Annotated in this window: 13 protein-coding genes; 7 read left to right on the top strand and 6 right to left on the bottom strand. The window is 55.6% G+C overall.

What is annotated here, in order from left to right; translation table 11 throughout:
* Positions 1–4 precede the first annotated feature (4 nt).
* The 4 genes from OB87_RS06420 (at position 5) to OB87_RS06405 (ending at position 5,014) form a co-directional block, all read left to right on the top strand.
* On the top strand, positions 5–1,465 hold the full coding sequence (locus OB87_RS06420; protein ID WP_033568614.1) for an NAD-dependent succinate-semialdehyde dehydrogenase: 1,461 nt from the start codon (positions 5–7) through the stop codon (positions 1,463–1,465).
* Positions 1,466–1,822: 357 nt separating this feature from the next.
* Positions 1,823–2,854: an ABC transporter substrate-binding protein gene (locus OB87_RS06415; RefSeq protein ID WP_050515653.1), complete on the top strand. Its 1,032-nt coding sequence runs from the start codon at positions 1,823–1,825 to the stop codon at positions 2,852–2,854.
* A gap of 36 nt (positions 2,855–2,890) precedes the next feature.
* Positions 2,891–4,162 carry an ABC transporter permease gene (locus OB87_RS06410; RefSeq protein WP_033568612.1) on the top strand — a complete coding sequence of 424 codons (1,272 nt, stop codon included), beginning with the start codon at positions 2,891–2,893 and terminating at the stop codon, positions 4,160–4,162.
* A gap of 33 nt (positions 4,163–4,195) precedes the next feature.
* Positions 4,196–5,014, top strand: a complete 819-nt coding sequence (locus OB87_RS06405; protein WP_033568663.1) for an ABC transporter permease — start codon at positions 4,196–4,198, stop codon at positions 5,012–5,014.
* A 96-nt stretch (positions 5,015–5,110) separates the two neighbouring features.
* Here OB87_RS06405 and fhuA read toward each other — a convergent pair whose 3' ends face one another.
* Together fhuA and OB87_RS06395 are read right to left on the bottom strand one after the other, a co-directional pair.
* A complete protein-coding gene (gene fhuA / locus OB87_RS06400; protein ID WP_033568611.1) occupies positions 5,111–7,303 on the bottom strand; it encodes a ferrichrome porin FhuA in 2,193 nt (730 codons plus the stop codon).
* 248 nt (positions 7,304–7,551) lie between these two features.
* On the bottom strand, positions 7,552–8,331 hold the full coding sequence (locus OB87_RS06395) for a DeoR/GlpR family DNA-binding transcription regulator (RefSeq protein WP_033568610.1): 780 nt from the start codon (positions 8,329–8,331) through the stop codon (positions 7,552–7,554).
* A gap of 112 nt (positions 8,332–8,443) precedes the next feature.
* Between OB87_RS06395 and OB87_RS06390 the strand changes: the two genes are divergently transcribed.
* From OB87_RS06390 to OB87_RS06380, 3 genes are all read left to right on the top strand, one after another.
* On the top strand, positions 8,444–9,250 hold the full coding sequence (locus OB87_RS06390) for an inositol monophosphatase family protein (protein WP_033568609.1): 807 nt from the start codon (positions 8,444–8,446) through the stop codon (positions 9,248–9,250).
* Positions 9,251–9,322: 72 nt separating this feature from the next.
* On the top strand, positions 9,323–10,501 hold the full coding sequence (locus OB87_RS06385) for an MFS transporter (protein WP_033568608.1): 1,179 nt from the start codon (positions 9,323–9,325) through the stop codon (positions 10,499–10,501).
* Positions 10,502–10,545: 44 nt separating this feature from the next.
* Entirely contained in the window at positions 10,546–11,397 is an 852-nt protein-coding gene (locus tag OB87_RS06380) for an HAD-IIB family hydrolase (protein WP_050515652.1), read from the top strand.
* 140 nt (positions 11,398–11,537) lie between these two features.
* Here OB87_RS06380 and OB87_RS06375 read toward each other — a convergent pair whose 3' ends face one another.
* The 4 genes from OB87_RS06375 to OB87_RS06360 form a co-directional block, all read right to left on the bottom strand.
* Positions 11,538–13,487 (bottom strand): methyl-accepting chemotaxis protein, encoded by a 1,950-nt coding sequence (locus OB87_RS06375; RefSeq protein WP_033568607.1) that lies wholly within the window; start codon positions 13,485–13,487, stop codon positions 11,538–11,540.
* A 342-nt stretch (positions 13,488–13,829) separates the two neighbouring features.
* Positions 13,830–15,815 carry a methyl-accepting chemotaxis protein gene (locus OB87_RS06370; RefSeq protein WP_033568606.1) on the bottom strand — a complete coding sequence of 662 codons (1,986 nt, stop codon included), beginning with the start codon at positions 15,813–15,815 and terminating at the stop codon, positions 13,830–13,832.
* A 574-nt stretch (positions 15,816–16,389) separates the two neighbouring features.
* The gene (sbmA, locus tag OB87_RS06365) at positions 16,390–17,619 is read right to left on the bottom strand and encodes a peptide antibiotic transporter SbmA (RefSeq protein WP_033568605.1); all 1,230 of its coding nucleotides are present in this window, start codon (positions 17,617–17,619) and stop codon (positions 16,390–16,392) included.
* A gap of 193 nt (positions 17,620–17,812) precedes the next feature.
* Positions 17,813–18,298, bottom strand: coding sequence for an OsmC family protein (locus OB87_RS06360; RefSeq protein ID WP_033568604.1), 486 nt, complete (start codon positions 18,296–18,298; stop codon positions 17,813–17,815).
* Positions 18,299–18,323 lie beyond the last annotated feature (25 nt).

Below are 18,323 nucleotides of genomic sequence, written 5' to 3'. Positions count from 1 at the left end.
AGTTATGCAACTGAAAAATAAAACGTTATTCCGTCAACAATCTCTGATCGGTGGCGAATGGCAGGATAGCAGCAACGGGGCGCGTCTGAGCGTGACCAATCCTGCCACCGGTGCCGAGTTGGGAAGCATCCCGCTGGTGACGGCGGAACAGACCCAGCAGGCGATTAGCGCGGCTGAACAGGCGCTGAGCGCGTGGCGCCAGCGTACCGGCAAAGAGCGTGCGGCGCTGATGCAGGTATGGGCGCAGTTGATTCGTGCCAATCAGGATGACCTGGCGGCTATTCTGACCGCCGAGCAGGGCAAATCGCTGGCGGAAGCCAGCGGTGAAATTGCCTACGCCACCTCGTTTATCGACTGGTTTGCCGAAGAGGCTAAACGGGTGGAAGGCAGCGTGTTGCAGTCGCCGCAGGCCAACCAACGGTTGCTGGTGATTAAGCAGGGTATCGGCGTGTGCGCTGCGATCACGCCGTGGAACTTCCCGGCAGCGATGATCACCCGTAAAGCCGCACCGGCACTGGCGGCGGGTTGCACCATGATCGTCAAACCGGCGGAGCAGACGCCGTTTACCGCGCTGGCGCTGGCGGAGCTGGCACAACAGGCCGGTATTCCTGCCGGGGTATTGCAGGTGGTGACCGGCGAAGCGCCGTCGGTGGGTAAAATCCTGTGTGACAGCCCGGTGGTACGCAAGTTGAGTTTTACCGGCTCCACCGAAGTGGGGCGTATTTTGATGGCGCAATGTGCGCCGACGGTGAAAAAACTGTCGCTGGAGCTGGGCGGCAATGCGCCGTTTATCGTGTTTGACGATGCTGATCTGGAGCAAGCGATAAAGGGCATTCTGGCGTCCAAGTTCCGCAACAGCGGCCAGACCTGCGTTTGCGCCAACCGGATTTATGTCCAGCGGGGTATTTATCCGGCACTGGCGACTCGGCTGGTGGAAGAGGTGGAAAAGCTGAAAGTCGGCGACGGCACCCAACCCGGCGTGATGCAAGGCCCGCTGATCGACCAGGACGCGGTCAGCAAAGTCGAGCAACATATTGACGATGCACTGTCAAAAGGGGCGGAACTGCTGACCGGCGGCTCACGCCACGCGCTCGGCGGCACGTTCTTCACCCCGACGGTGATTGGTGGCGTGACACGTGACATGCGTTTTGCCCGCGAAGAGACGTTCGGCCCGGTAGCGCCGCTGTTTCCGTTTGACGACGAGGCGCAGGCGGTGGCGATGGCTAACGATACCGAGTTCGGTCTGGCCGCTTACGTCTACACCCGCGACGCGGTTCGCCAGTGGCGGGTGCCGGAAGCCCTCGAATACGGCATGGTGGGGATCAACACCGGCCTCATTTCCAACGAAGTGGCCCCCTTTGGCGGGGTGAAACAATCCGGACTGGGGCGCGAAGGTTCACGCTTTGGCATCGAGGAATACCTGGAGATGAAATATCTCTGCGTTGACCTTACCCCTTCAGCCTGAGGCGGATGAACAGGGACGTTCATCCCGCATACGGGTGAGCCAGCGTGGTGCAACCCGGCAAGGTGATTGCACTGCAATAAGGCGAATGCGGGTTGGCTGGGTTTATTACGCCAGACGCCGCTCATCAGGCAATCAGTAAGTCATCAGGTAAAACAGCACGTTTTTACGCGAAAACAGTATAGGCACTGTGCACATTGCACAGTGCGATTTCCCCACGGCAGCGTTCAGCGGTTTTTCAACACAGTCGACAGAAACTGGCACGAAAACTGCTTTATAAAATGGTGCATATGCATCAAAAAAATTTAAGGGTTTCGCCCTCATGGGCATACGTTGACTACTCTCTTCAGGAGCCAGACCATGTTGAAAAAATTTGCACTATCCGCTCTGCTCGTTGCTATGGCTTCCCAGAGCTGGGCCGAAAGCCTGACGGTGATCTCCTTTGGCGGCACCAACAAGGACGCACAGGATAAGGCGTTTTACAAACCGTTCCAGGCCGCAGGCAAGGGCGCGATCGAAGCTGGCGAATACAACGGTGAAATGGCTCGTATCCGCGCCATGGTGCAGACCGGTCAGGTCGGCTGGGACGTGGTCGAAGTGGAAGGTCCGGAACTGCTGCGTGGTTGCAACGAAGGGCTGTTTGAAACCTTAGACTGGAAAAAATTGGGTGATCAGGCTGATTTCGTCAAAGGCGCGGTTTCCGAGTGCGGTGCCGGGATCTTTGTCTGGTCTACCGTGCTGACCTATAACGCCAACAAACTGCAACAGGCACCAAAAAGCTGGGCTGACTTCTGGGATGTGAAGAATTTCCCCGGCAAACGCGCACTGCGTAAAAGCGCCAAATTCACGCTGGAAATCGCGTTGCTGGCGGACGGTGTGAAACGTGAAGACGTCTACAAGGTGCTGGCGACCCCGGCTGGGGTTGATCGTGCATTCAAAAAACTTGATCAGATCAAATCCAACATCCAGTGGTGGGAGTCCGGCGCGCAGCCGCTGCAATGGCTGGTGGCAGGTGACGTGGTCATGACGTCTGCCTACAACGGCCGCGTGGCGGTGGCGCAGAAAGAGAAACCGGGCATCAATATCGTCTGGAAAGACGGCCTGTACGACCTGGATAGCTGGGCCATTGTGAAAGGCTCCAAACACAAAGCGCTGGCTGAGCAGTTTATTGCGTTCGCCAACCAGCCAGAAAACCAGAAAGTGTTCGCAGAAAACATCGCCTACGGCCCGACTAACGCGAAAACTACCGCTTTGCTGGAGCCTGCTGTGAGTAAAAACCTGCCAACCGCGCCGGATAACCTGGCTCAGTCGGTGCAGGTGGATACCGAGTTCTGGATCGATCACGGCGAAGAGCTGGAACAACGTTTCAACGCCTGGGCCGCCCAGAAGTAATTCCGAATCGGTATTGATCACAAGGAGAGCGCGTTTATGTCCCAGAACGAGATGTTAAAGGCAGAGCCGCCTGGCGACGGCGAGGGAAACCACACCAGTCTGAAACAGCAATTGAATCAGGCGCAGGCCCGTTATCAGAAACGATCGCTGTTGCTGATAGCCCCGTTGTTCCTGTTCATTCTGGTCAGTTTTCTGTTCCCGATACTGTCGATTCTGGGTAAAAGCGTGTCCAACCCGGACCTGCGCGTCAGTATGCCGACCACTATCGAGGCAATGCGGCAATGGTCCGGTAAGGCTGTACCGGATGAAGCGGTGTTTCGTGCGCTGGTGAGTGATCTGCGCAATGCGCGCAGCACCGGGCAGGTCGCCACCATCACCAAACGGCTGGGGTATGAAGACAGTCAGTACCGCCAGCTTATCAACCGCACATTGCGCAAACTGCCGTCAGATGAACAGCAAGGGTTGCGCGAGCAGTTAATTGCCGACCAACCCATGTGGGGCGAACTGACCACCTGGAAAACCATCGACCGCGCCTCACGGCCTTTCACCAGCTACTACCTGCTGGCGGTCTTCGACCACAAGGTGGACCCGCAGACCGACAAGGTGGTGGCGCAACCGGCGGAGCAGGCGCTGTATGTCGATGTACTGCTGCGCACGCTGTTGATGGCGGGTGTGGTCACGTTGTTGTGTGTGGCGCTGGGTTATCCGCTGGCTTACTGGCTGGCAAAACAACCGGATAATCGCGCCAACCTGCTGATGATTTTGGTGTTACTGCCATTCTGGACCTCACTGATTGTACGCACCGCCAGTTGGATCGTGTTGCTGCAATCCGGTGGGTTGATCAACCGCTCGTTGATGGGGCTAGGCATCATTGATGAGCCGCTAGTGCTGGTGTTTAACCGGATCGGTGTTTACATCTCCATGACCCACATTCTGTTGCCGTTCTTTGTGCTGCCGCTGTATGCGGTGATGAAAGGCATTTCGCCTAACTATGTGCGGGCGGCGATTTCGCTCGGCGCGCATCCGTTTCTGGCGTTCTGGCGGGTGTATGTACCGCAGACCTACGCCGGGGTGACCGCCGGTGCGTTGCTGGTGTTCATGATGGCGATTGGCTACTACATCACACCGGCGCTGTTGGGTGGGCCGGGCGACCAGATGCTCAGCTATTTTGTCGCGTTTTTCACCAACACCACCATGAACTGGGGGATGGCGGCGGCGCTGGGGACACAACTGCTGGTGATCGTGGTGCTGCTGTATGTGGTGTATATCCGTGTCACCCGCACCGACGCTGAAGCAGCGGCGCGTTAACCGAAGGAGCAAGCGATGAAACCGATGAAGGAAATGAGACAACAGGGTTCGCAGCTGCTGCGGGTGTGGAATGGCTTCTTCAATTTTTACGGTGCGGCAATGCTGCTGTTTCTGATTGTGCCGGTGTTGGTGATTGTACCGCTGTCGTTCAACGCCGGATCGTTCCTCAGCTACCCGCTGGCGGGCTTTTCCCTGCGCTGGTATCGGGAATTCTTCCACTCCAGCGAATGGCTCAGCGCGCTCGGCAACAGCCTGTTAATTGCGCCGCTGGCAACGGTGCTGGCAACGGTACTGGGTGTGCTGGCATCGGTGGGGCTGGTGCGTGGCGAGTTTCGTGGCAAGTCGCTGGTGATGGCGGTATTGATTTCGCCGATGATCGCGCCAGTGGTGATCGTGGCGGTAGGGATGTTCTTCTTTTTCGCCAAGCTGTCATTGCTGAACAGTTACATTGGTCTGGTGCTGGCCCATGCGGTGCTGGGTGTGCCGTTTGTGGTGATCACCGTGACCGCAGTACTAAAAAATTACGATCAAAACCTGACCCGTGCCGCCGCCAGTCTGGGCGCGCCACCGTTACTGGCGTTTCGTCGGGTGACGCTGCCGTTGATCGCCCCCGGCGTATTCTCCGGCGCGTTGTTCGCGTTTGCTACTTCGTTTGATGAAGTGATCGTCACACTGTTTCTCGCCAGCCCGCGCCAGCGCACGCTGCCGCTGCAGATGTTCGCCGGGATCCGTGAAAACCTCGATCCGACCATCGCCGCCGCTGCGACCATGATGGTGGCTGCCGCGCTGGTGTTGCTGGTGGTGATGGAAATCCTGCGTCGTCGTTCGGAGAAACTGCGCGGCGGACATTGATTCCAACAGTGAAGCAACGTCAGTCATAGATAAGCAAAACGCCCTTGCCGGAATCGGTAAGGGCGTTGTTGTCTGGCTTATCCGTGTCGGAACGAATCAGAAGCGGAACGTGGCGGTGGCGGTAACGCGACGTTCACTGCCCCAGTAGCAGGCGTAATCGGTATAGCAACTGGCGACGTACTGGCGATTCAACAGGTTATCGACATTGACGGCCAGGCTGGAGCCAGGCATACCGAATGCCGCCAGATCGTATTTCACCATCGCATCCAGCAAACCGTAAGGTGCTACTTTGAAGGTATTGTTCGCATCGCCGTAGGAGCTACCCACGTAGCGCACACCGGAACCGATGGTCAGCCCGCTGAGTGCGGCGTGGTTAAAGGTGTAATCCGCCCACAGAGAAGCCTGATTGTTAGGAATCTGATACGGGCGTTTGTCTTGCAGATTGGTATCCTGGGTATACCTGGCATTAACATGCGAATACGCCGCCGTCACGTTGATGTTCTGCGTCAGCGCGCTTTTGGCTTCCAGCTCCAGCCCGCGCACCGTGATTTCACCGCTCTGGACGCTGAAGTTGGTGTTGTTGGGGTCGGTGGTCAGGTTGTTGCTCTTGGTCAGTGAATACACCGCCGCTGTCAGCACCAGTGGGCGATCCTTCGGTACGTATTTCACCCCGGCTTCATACTGCTTGCCGAGCGACGGTTTGAAGGTCTGGCCGCTGGCACTCGTGCCGGATGTCGGTTCAAAGGATTCGCTGTAACTGAAATACGGCGTAATGCCGTTGTCAAACAGGTAGTTCACCCCGCCTCGCCAGGTAAATTGCCCCTGATTGTTTGAGTCGATGGCTCCGCTGGTGCGATTCTGCGCCGAGGTTTTCGCCCGGTCGTAACGCCCGCCCAGCGTCACCAGCCACTGATTCCACTGCGCTTGATCCTGCACATACATCCCGGTTTGTTCCTGACGATTCAGGAAGTTCCAGGGCGAAAGGGAATCCGCTGGAATGTTGTCGTCGCCGTAAGCCGGGTTCAGCAGGTTCAGCGATGATGCCGAGCCAAAGTACTCGTCGATATCGTTGCGCATCCGCATGTAATCCACGCCGAACAGCATCGTGTGACTGACATCGGCGGTGGAAAACGTCGCCTGCGCCTGATTGTCCACGGTAAAGCTGTTCAGGCGTTCATGAGAAATAACGGATGCGCGATCCATCACATACGGTAGAGAGGTGGAAATACCCGTGCCGTAGATACCGCGGTACTGCGTTTCCAACTGCGTGTAACGCAGATTCTGCCGCACGGTCCAGGTGCCGTTAAACGCATGTTCGGCGCTGTAACCCACCATCTTCTGGTTACGCGCCATCTTGTTGCTGGCTTCGCCATCGTTAAACGACGTGGACAGCTTATGCGAATTGCCGTTGCTGTCGAGGAACGGGTTAACCGTGCCTTGACGCGGCAGCCAGCCGTAGAAACCGGCATACGGGTCGTTCTGGAAGTTGGTTAGCAGCGTAAAGCGGGTATTTTCATCCGGCTGCCAACTGAATGATGGGGCGATGGCATAACGTTTCTCTTTAGCGAGATCCTGCTGCGTATCGCTGCTTTTCGCCACGCCGGTCAGGCGATAGGTATACACGCCTTGATCATCGACAGCGCCGCCGAAGTCGAAACCGGTTTGGAACAGGTTATCGTTTCCCATCTTGAACTGGACTTCGCGGATGGTTTCCGCTGTCGGCCGTTTGCTGACCAGCGCTACCAGGCCGCCAGGGCTGCTTTTACCGTACAAGACCGACACCGGTCCACGCAGGACTTCGACCCGCTCCAGCATATAAGGGTCCAGCGACATTTCTGAATAGTTGTCGCCTTGTAATTTGAGTCCGTCGAGGTACTGGTTGGTGTTGACCGCAGTGAAACCACGCAGGTTAACCACGTCATAGGTGTTTGAGCTGCCACGGTTGCCGATAAAAACCCCCGGCGTATAGCTCAGCGCGTCTTTAACGCTAACCACCTGACGCGTTTGCATCTCTTCATTGGTCACAACGGATACCGACTGAGGGTTTTTTTCAATCGCGGTATCGGTTTTGGTGCCGGTGGCGCTGCGTTTGGCGGCAATCGTCGGTGCTGCGCCCCACGCATTTTCCGGCGCGGCCGCCGTTGAGGCATCAACGTTGATGGTGTCGTCCGCATAGGCCGTTACCGATGTTGTACCGGTCAGTGCAGCGGAAATAAGCAGAGCCAGCGCGCGTTTATGGGCATGAGAAGGGGAGAACTGACCGAAGCCAGTACACGGTGTTGTTGCCATTACGATTTCCCTGAAAATTAATAAAAAGCAAAAGAGAATAACAATGATTATCATAATCAATAACTAATTGTAGCGTAATATTATCAGTAAGAGAATTCGTAACTTGATGTGTATGAATGTATGGATAAGGTAAAACTGTGAGGCTTGAGTGATACCGATGGTGTCACCGACCGAGACGATGAGATGGCTAACTCCGTCTCACCTGCCTGAATGTCGCGGCGGGTGAGACGTGCGGCATAAGGGCTGTTTTATTGCGCATCGGCAAAGCGGATAGGCAGCTGTTTGTCGATAAACGGCGCGAGTTTATCCGCCGGGATCGCCGGTTCCACCACTAACGTGGTGATGTCTTCGCAAGGAATGACATGGTAGCGGGCGATGGCCGGGAGCTTGTCCGATGTCATCGCCACCACGATTTCGTTGCTTTTGCGCGCCGCCGCCTGCTTGAATTCCGCATCTTCGTAGTCAAACACCGTCAGCCCTTCGGTGGCATCCAGCGCACAGCCGCCCAGAAAACAGAGATCGAAATAGATATTCTCTAACTGCTTTTGCGGTGTGATGCCAAGCGCGCCGCCGGTGCGCGGTTGTACACGCCCGCCGAGGATGATGACTTCAGCATTCGGCGATGACAGGAGTGCCAGCGCGATGGCGGGTGAATTGGTAATGGCAGTAAATGACAGCGAGTGAGGAATCGCTCTGGCAATAGCCAGATTGGTGGAGCCGGAGTCGATAAACACGCATTGACCCGCCTGAACCAGCGCCGCGCAGGACTGACCCAGCCGCTCTTTCGCCTCGCTGTCGGCTGCGGCGCGGGTGATGAAGTGACCGTCAGCCGGAGCCAGGCTAACGGCACCACCATATACCCGCTTACACACGCCTTCGCGCGCCAGCTCCTGCAAATCGCGCCGTATGGTGTGCTCCGATACCTGCAACTCCTGCGACAGCAATGTACATACCACCCGGCCTTCTTTGTGCAGTCTGTCCCGGATCAGAGATTGTCGCTGCTCAGGAAAAGATGCATAATCGAGCATAATCAATCCTTATATTTAATTAAATCGAGCGTATCGAGCAGAATCAAGCATCGCGCTGCGGTTTGTCAATCGAATACTGTTGATGTGCATTCTATCGCAAGAGGTGAATACCATGAGTCAGTCACTGCCGGATATGGCGTTTTTTCATATGTTGGCCGACGCGGCCAGCCAGCAAACCCTGCCACGTTTTCGCTCTCACCAGAATCTGCATGTCGGCAGCAAACCCAAAGCGGGATTTCGCTTTGACCCCGTGACGGATGCTGACCGGGAAGCGGAACGGGTGATTCGGGCGTTGATTAGCGAACACTACCAAGAACACGCGATTTTGGGTGAAGAGTTCGGTGCGACCGGCAGCGGTGACGTCCAATGGATTCTGGACCCGGTTGACGGCACCCGGCCATTTTTGTGCGGGTTGCCGGTGTGGGGCACGCTGATCGGGCTGCTGTATCAGGGCCGTGCGGTGATGGGCATGATGAGCCAGCCATTCACCGGCGAGGCGTTCTGGGCCGATGGGCAACATGCCTGGTATCGTGGCCCGCAAAGGGAAGGTCGAGCCGAGAGCTACAAGATAGAAAGCCGCAAAAATGTACCGCTGGATCAGGCCATTCTGCATACCACATCGCCGGAGCCGATTAAACGTCATCCACAGATTCGCTTTGCTGAATTGACGGAGCGCACGCTGATGACCCGTTATGGCGGCGAATGCTACGCGATGGCAATGCTGGCCGCCGGGCACATTGATATTTGCCTGGAATATTCTCTGCAACCTTATGACATTGCTGCGTTTATCCCGATTGTGGAGCAGGCGGGCGGGGTGGTGACGACGCTACAGGGTGAACGGCCGGAAGCGGGCGGGCACATTCTGGCGACGGGGTGCCCGCGTTTGCATGAAGCCGTGCTGCAAATTCTTAATGGATAGCTTGAACGTTGATAGGCGGCGCGCGGCGCTGCGGTTATCCATCATTCCCTTTCACTTGAGACAATATCGTTTATGCCACAGTTAACGGATGCACTAAAAAACTCTCCTTTATCGCGCGGGTTAACCGACGAACCGGGGCAGCGCGAACAGCGGGCGACGCGGGTCATGTTTTTTTTGGCCGGTTTTGCCACCGCCGTTTGGGCCGCGCTGGTGCCTTTCGCCAAGCTGAATACCGCTGTTGATGAGGGGACGCTCGGTCTGTTGTTGCTGTGTCTGGGTGGCGGTGCACTGGTGGCGATGCCGGTGACGGGGGTACTGACCACCCGGTTTGGCTGCCGTAAGGTTATCGCACTGGCGGTGTTGCTGTTCAGCCTGATACTGCCGTGGCTGGCGGTGATTCCGGATACCTTGCTGCTGGCGATCGCGCTGCTGATGTTTGGTATTGGAGTCGGCACCACCGACTGTGCCATGAACGTGCAGGCGATTCTGGTAGAAAAGGCGTCGGGCAAAGCCATGATGTCGGGGTTTCATGGGTTTTACAGCATTGGTGGCATCGTTGGCGCGGGGGCAATGAGCGGCATGATGTCACTGGGGCTGTCGCCGCTGGCCGCCAGCCTGCTTAGCGTACTGATGGTGGTTTTGTTATTGCTGACGCATCTGTCTGGCCTGCTGACATACGCCAATCCGCCGGAAGGCCCGGCGTTCGCCATTCCTCGCGGTGCGGTGCTAGTGCTGGGCCTCATCTGTTTTGCCGTGTTCCTGGCCGAAGGCACGGTACTGGACTGGAGCGCGGTCTTCCTGACTGAGCATCGCGGGATGCCGGATACGCAAGGGGCGCTCGGTTTTGCGTGTTTTGCCGCTGCCATGACGCTCGGTCGCCTGACCGGTGACCGGGTGGTGACGGCATTGGGGTCACAACCGGTGGTGATGTTGGGGGCGTCGATGGCGGTCGCTGGTCTGATGCTGGCGGTGTGGGTGCCGCTCTGGCCGGTGGCATTGCTGGGGTATGCGCTGATCGGGCTGGGGTGCTCCAATATCGTGCCGATCATGTTCTCCGCGATTGGCCGCCAGACCAGTATGCCGCAGGCCGCTGCGGTGCCAGCGGTGACAACATTGGGCTATTTCGGGGTATTGGCCGGACCGGCAAGCATCGGGTTTATCGCCCATCACAGCAGCCTGTCGGCGGCGTTTTTGGTGGTGGCTGCGTTGCTGGTGCTGGTTGGGGTGAGCGCCAAAGCTGTGAAGGTCTAAGCGAGTGAAGGTCTAATTGTTCGGACACATGACGGAGAAGAGTGATGATTAAGCTGATTATTACCGACCTGGATGGTACGTTTCTCAACAGTCACGGTGAGTTCAACCGTGAATTGTTTACTGAGGTCAGTGCGCTGATGCAACGCAAGCAGGTACAGTTTGCACCCTGTACCGGCAAGCAGTGCGACCGGGTGGAAGAACTGTTCGGCGAGCAGGCGGCAGATTTCTGGATTCTGGGCGACAGCGCCACCCGCATCCGGCACCGGGGCGAGTACGTCTACCAGTCGCTGATCGACAATGCGCTCGGCCGGGAAATGATCGCCACGCTGGACGCGGTAAATCAGGAACATGTGATCATCGCCTGTACCCCCGATGGGGCAGTATTAAAAGATTCTCTGGCACCGGCGATGATCGAGAAAGTGAAGAAGTCTTACGCGACCGTCCGCCTGGTGCCGGATTTCAATGCAGTACGGGATGATTTTGTCAAAATCACGTTGTTCGATGAAAAAGGGCGTTGCCATCAGACACGTACTCATCTGACACCTTTCGATGAACGGGCTTATATCGTGGTGTCTGAAGCAGCCTGGATTGATATCGCCGATGTCGGGGTACACAAAGGCAGCACCGTGGGCCGATTACAGAATATGTTGCAGGTAACACCGGAAGAAACCGCGGTCTTTGGCGATGGGTTAAACGACATTGAACTGATGTGTTGTGGCGACTACAGCTTTGCCATGCGCAATGCGTTTGAGGAAACCAAGGCGGCAGCCCGCTTCATTACCGGTTCCAACGACGAAGACGCGGTGATGCACACCATTATCCGGCTGCTGAACTTGCAGCCGGACAGGGCATATAACCAAAATAATTCGAGTTGCAGGAAGGCGGCAAGTGAGTGAATCCCGATGAGCTTACTCAGGTAAGTGATTCGGGTGAACGAACGCAGCCAACACACCTGCAACTTGAAGTATGACGGGTATAAATCCCAACAGCAAAAGATGGCGGGCCTCGCCCGCCATGATAAGGCTGGATTAACGGTTTAGAACGACTCCCACTCGTCCTTGCTGGAATGAGCTCCAGCACTGGCCAGCATCAGTGGTTTTCGTGTAATGACCGCATCGGGCTTGTGCACAGCGCGGGCAGGACGAAGGCTGTCGTCATTGCCGAGGCGGAATATCGAAACGGCCTGCTCCAACGCTTGAGCCTGCTCTTCCAGTGAATTGGCGGCCGCGGAAGACTCCTCTACCAGCGCCGCGTTCTGCTGGGTGGTGGAGTCCATTTCGGCTACCGCAGTGGAGATCTGGTTGATGCCGCGGCTCTGCTCGTCGGACGCTGAGGCAATTTCCCCCATAATGTCATGTACATGAGCGATAGAGCGGATAATGTCATCCATGGTTTTACCGGCGCTTTCCACCAGTGCAGAGCCGGTATTGACACGGGTGACGGACTCGCCGATCAAGGTTTCAATCTCTTTGGCGGCCTGGGCACTACGCTGAGCCAGACTGCGCACTTCACCCGCCACCACCGCGAAGCCGCGGCCCTGCTCACCGGCACGTGCGGCTTCTACCGCGGCGTTGAGCGCCAGAATGTTGGTCTGGAAGGCGATACCGTTGATGACCGAGGTAATTTCGGAAATACGCCGGGAACTGACGGCGATCTCGTTCATGGTGCTCACCACATTGTTGACGATCTCACCCCCTTTGGTGGCGTTGCCTGACGCATCGGCCGCCAACTGCGAAGCATGATGCGCGTTTTCGGCGTTCTGTTTCACCGTTGAGGTTAACTGCTCCATGCTGGCGGCGGTTTCCACGACGGCGGCCGATTGCTGCTCGGTACGGGAGGAGAGATCGGTATTACCGGCCGCGATTTCCGATGCCGCCGACGCCACGTTACTCACGCCCTCGCGAATGGTGCCGATCATCTCACGCAGCTTGTGATTCATCTCATTCATTGCCGTCATTAACTGACCTAATTCATCCTTCCGGTCGACCGTGATGTCGACAGTCAGGTCGCCGTGGGCGATCCGCTCAGCCAGCGACAGGCTTTGGCGCAGCGGTCGGGTCAGTTGCAGGGTGATGCGCCAGGCCATCAGCACGCCGATGGCGATAATCGCCAGCCCGATGAGCCATTGCTGGTATTGCGACTGGTGGGTAATGTTATTCACTTTGTCCAACTGGGTTTGGTAGAGCTGGGTAGCCGATTGGTTAAGGACCAGCGCAATATCCGCCATGCGTTGAGAAGCTGCATCCTCTTGCTGAAAGGCCGCCATGTAAAGGGTGATATCTCCACCGTAAGTCGTGAAAGGCCGCCAGGCTTGATTCAGCCAGGCCTGCTGTTCCGTGCTGAATTTCGGTAGCGCCTGCGTGATGACGTGTTGTGCACTATTCAGTGCCTTACGAAGCGCGGCTTCGGTTTCAGCAGACGGTATCAACGTCAGTTCGTGGGCGGTGTCCTTGATATCAGCCATCCCTTCGTTGATGTACATAAATTCCAGCCGTAATTCCGTCGGAAGTGTGGCCGCATCGAATTGCCCGTGCAGTCTATCAATGACTTTACCGATGGTTTCCTGAGACAGCTTTTGACCGATAGCATCCCGCTTCTGGCTGGCGCTAATCAGGTTTTCCCGCGCGACATTATATTCCTTGCTGGACTGGATAATCCGGTCCAGCACAATACGGGTGTCCGCATCCCATTTCAGGGTTTGGGCGATATTCAATGATTGCGTCATTTTATTTAGCAATTCACCGTTTTTATTCATCGCCGCATAATCATGGGTATATTGGAAACGCAGCCGTTCCCGCCGGGCTTCTTCCAGATAACTGTTAATATTATTGCTGATGATAGATTTCTGGGAGTAGGCATCAATATTACGAAAGCCATTGACCCCCGACAGCATGATTATCGCCGCCATTAATAATATCAGTCCGAATCCCATCGCCAGCTTCACACCGACTTTGAAATTGTTATAAGCACCAAAAACAGTATTCATGGGGCCTTCCTTTTTGCTGATTTACCAGAGTAGTGACGAGAAAAATAAAACCGAATTGACGATATCAATGTATGTATACCCAAAATAATGCGAGTTGCAGGAAGAGGGCAGCCAATGCCCCTGCAACTTGAAGTAGACGGGTATATCCATGCCTGAATACGTCAGGGCATGAGTGCTGATGCTGTGTTTTATAGGTATCGTTTACAGGATAGTCGATGACCACGCTGTTGTTTGACAGAGTAGGTAATATTATTGCGGGAAGGGAGCAAACAGAGGCTGTACTGCGGTGTCATCGATAAGCACAGCATGGCATGATCGCCATGCTGTGCAGATTAAAACCGGTTAGAACGATTCCCAGTCATCTTTCGCGTTGGCTGAAACGCGGTTGGTGACGGCGGGTTTGGCAGCGGTAGCCGTTTTAGCAGTGGATGCCGTCAGTTTCAGTGGCTTGCTGGCGCTGAGGCTGGCACGCTGCACTGGTCGTGACGCTGTGTTGTCGTTGCCGAGGCGGAACACCGATACCGCGTGCTCCAGTGTTTGTGCTTGCTCTTCCAGCGAATTAGCCGCAGCGGAAGACTCTTCCACCAGCGCGGCGTTCTGCTGGGTGGTGGCGTCCATTTCGGCTACCGCAGTGGAGATCTGGTTGATACCGCGGCTCTGCTCGTCAGAGGCTGAGGCGATTTCATCCATGATGTCATGCACATGGGAGATAGAGCGAATAATCTCGTCCATGGTTTTCCCGGCGCTTTCCACCAGTGAGGAGCCGGTATTCACCCGGTTGACCGATTCGCCGATCAAGGTTTCAATCTCTTTGGCGGCCTGAGCGCTGCGCTGGGCCAGATTGCGCACCTCTCCTGCTACCACCGCGAAACCGCGGCCCTGTTCGCCAGCGCGCGCGGCTTCCACCGCAGCGTTGAGCGCCAGAATGTTGGTCTGGAAGGCGATACCGTTGATGACCGAGGTGATTTCGGAAATACGCCGGGAGCTAACGGCGATCTCGTTCATGGTGCTCACCACATTGTTGACGATCTCACCCCCTTTGGTGGCGTTGCCTGATGCATCGGCCGCCAGCTGCGAGGCGTGGTGCGCGTTATCGGCGTTCTGTTTCACCGTTGAGGTCAACTGCTCCATGCTGGCGGCGGTTTCCACGACGGCGGCCGATTGTTGCTCGGTACGGGAGGAGAGATCGGTATTGCCAGCGGCGATTTCTGATGCCGCCGACGCCACATTGCTCACCCCTTCACGAATTTCGCCGATCATCTCGCGCAGTTTGTGGTTCATGGCTGCCATGGCGGACATCAGCATCCCCAGTTCATCACGACGATCGACATTGATGGTTGCGGTCAGGTCGCCCTGGGCGATCCGTTCAGCCAGCGACAGGCTCTGATGCAATGGGCGGGTAATTTGCAGGGTGATGCGCCAGGCCATCAGCAGCCCGATGGCGATAATCACCAAACCGGTAAACAATAACTGCCATTGCGAACTGGTGGTGGTGGTGCTAACCAGCGACAGTTGACTCTCATACAATGAGCTGGACGCGTTATCCAGAACGACTGCGGCATCCAGCATGATTTTGGTCGCGGCATTTTCGTCCTGAAATGCGCGCATGTAATCGGTGATGTGACCGCTGTAGGCGGCGAACAACCCCCATGATTGCTTCAGCCAACCCTGTTGTTCGGCGGTAAAGTGAGGTAACGCCTGCTCAATGGCGGTTGCGGTAGCAGTAAGCGCCTTGCGCAGATTGGATTCAGACTGCGGGGTGGGTTGCAGCAACAGCTCGTGGGCCTGGTCGCGAATGTCCATCAGTTGTTCGTACAACGTGATGAATTCCAGTCGTAATTCCGGTGTCAGGGTGCTGCCGTCGAACTGGGCGCGCAGGGTATCAAGCGTTTTGATACTGCTGTCCTGATTCAGTTTCTGCGCGATGGCATCACGCTGCTGGCTGGCACTGACTAGCGCTTCACGAGCTGGCAGGTATTTTTTGTAGGCACCGTTTAGCTGCTCCAGCCATTGCTGAGACGCAGGCAACCAGGTTAACTGGTTGGCCTGATTGAGTGACTGGCCCACTTTCACCATCAGGTCGCCGACTTTATTAATGGCGGTGTAATCATGGGTATACTGAAAAGTGAGTCGGGCGCGTCTGGCATCATTCAAGTAGTTATTAATGTTGTTACTGATAATGGATTTATTGACATAGCCGTCAATGTGACGAAAGCCATTTATGCCTGACAGCATGATGAAGGCAGACATGATCAAAATCAGGCCAAACCCAATCGCCAGCTTAATACCAACCTTTAGATTGTTATAGGTATGTAGAATTGTGCTCATCGAGGGATTCCTATTGGGGCTAACGCTTTGATAATGCAAGTTCAACAGAAGTAATATCTGTTTACGTCCTTGTTTTTTCAGAATAAAAAATTGCTGTTTTCCAGAGGTGAGAAAAAACCTGTGAATAGTATCACATTTTTCAGAGATAGAAATAGTCTGCTTACGACGTAAGTCATTCGCTATTTATCTGTTTTTGTTACAGGTTGGGCTATATGTTCTATTCTTTTTTTGTTTTTTATTTGTTAAGTGATTTCACGTACTAGTTTGAAGGTGTGCTTAGCATTATCTATTTTGCTGTCTATTCCAAAATTCAGCCGGGAATAAAGCATGAAATGCTATTTTTTAATGTTATTCGCTGCGGGCGATAAAACGTATTTTCCTGTGTTTAATCGCCTGCACGAAATAGCCGCACGAAAAAACCGCATTTTTTGCTGCAACGGTGTTCAGGTCTTCGCTTTTTATCGGTCATCCTGACCCGCCTTTGATGCTGGAGAGGGCGATGCTTGTCTATGAGGGTGTTGGGCAGGGATCCGTGCCACCGGAACGGTAGCACGGCAAGGGAGGAGGCCATCAATCAGGCGTCGGACGTCATATCCGCCACGTTGTGGGTGAGCGGCACGTCCTTAATGACGGACTCAAAACTGCGCAGACGTTTATAAATCGACATCAGCTCTACGATGGTGGTCCAGGAATTGATCAGGTACTGAAATGAACCACGTACCTGATCGAACACGTTGGTTATCTGGTTCATCAGGCCCAGTGTTACCGTGCCCGCCACGATCGACGGCAACAGCATGATAATGCCGAATACGTTGTCGCTTTGCAGGTAAAGCACCCGCGCGATATTGAAATAGGTGTAATGGAAGTAGAGACGGAAATAGTTTTTTCGCACGTTGCTAAATAGCTGTTTTACCGTGGGTGGCGTAGCGCGACTGGGGTCATCTTCACCATACACCAGCTCTTTACGGTAGGCGGCTTCCACCCGCTGATTATTGAACTCCAGCCCCGGTAGTTTGATACCGATGAATGCCAGCACGCTGGTGCCCGCCAGTGACCAGATGATGGCGACGATTACCAGGCCGTAGGGAACTTCGCCAATCAACGGCAGCGATTTGACGTGAGACGAGAGGCTGACCAGCACCGGCAAGAACGCGATCAACGTCATCAGCGATTTCACCAGGTCCACCCCCAGGCTTTCCACCGTGGACGCGAAACGCATGGTGTCTTCCTGAATACGCTGTGCCGCCCCTTCGATGTGGCGCAATGCCTGCCAGTGCGAGGTGTAGTAGTCGTTCATAGCGGTACGCCAGCGGAAGACGTAATGACTGACAAAAAACAGATTCAGCACGCCAACGGTCACCGCGGTCAGGGCGATACCGAGGAAAATCAGTAATTGCTGGTAAAACGCCTGAATGGTCACCGAGTTCGGCGCGCTCAGCGCTTTCTGGATCAGATCGTAAAACGGGCCGTACCAGTCGTTGATCGCCACGCCGATTTCGACGGAAAAGTAGGTCACAAAAATGATCAGCGAGGAGCCGAGAATCGACCAGCGTTGCCAGGGATGCGGGTTTAACAGCGCCCAGGCACCCGCGAATAGACCGACGCACAACAGATAGTAGCCGTAGAACCACAGAAAGGTGGGCGAAAGGAACCGCATCGCACCTTGTGGTAGCGGTTGGGTGATGTGCAGCAGACTATCGCCCAACGGACGTCCCCAGCTATACCAGATGATGACCGCTATCAGCGACCAGATCAGTGCGGAAGAGAAAAACAGTTTAGGATTGGGAAAAAACGACTTGAACATAAGCGCACTTTTATCCGTAACAGGAAAATAATTGCTGTAATAGCAAATATTTAACGTAAGTGCAGGATTATATTGAAACGATTTTTGACTGGGGAACGGTTTTCTTTACGCAGCAATCAGCCAGGCGACGCAGCAATGAGCAGGAGATGGCGCGGCGGCGACAGGTACAGATATCGCCGCCGTGGTGTTACTGTCAAAGCGAGGGCGCGTCGACCACGATGTCCGGCTGGTGGGTGACGGTAAAATTGACCGAGCGGGCGATAAAGCACATCTCGTGAGCCTGATGATGTAACGCGAGAGCGGTCTGTGCGTTGCTGTCGGCGCTGATCACCACGCGTGGACGCAGCGTGACCGACAGAAACTGCCCGGCACCGCCAGCCTCTTCCACCATTTCCCCCTCCGCCCGATCGTCGTAGGCCAGCACCGTGACGCCGGCTCCCGCGCACAACCCGAGATACCACAGCTTGTGGCAGGCGGACAGCGACGCGACCAGCAGCTCTTCCGGATTCCAGCGCGCCGGGTCGCCACGGAAACTCGGGTCGGATGAGCCGGGCAGCGTCGGTTTGCCCGGCGCGCAGATATCATGGTCGCGGCTGTAGCCGCGATAATGCTTGGTGCCGGTGCCCTGGTTGCCGGTCCAGCTAACCTGAACCTGATAGCGATGAATTTTGTCTGCCATGCTGCCCTCGTGTTCCGATTAAAAA

It is taken from the genome of Dickeya undicola (genome assembly GCF_000784735.1).
In the GTDB taxonomy this organism is placed as follows: domain Bacteria; phylum Pseudomonadota; class Gammaproteobacteria; order Enterobacterales; family Enterobacteriaceae; genus Dickeya; species Dickeya undicola.
This window is presented reverse-complemented; position numbering and strand designations above follow the sequence as displayed.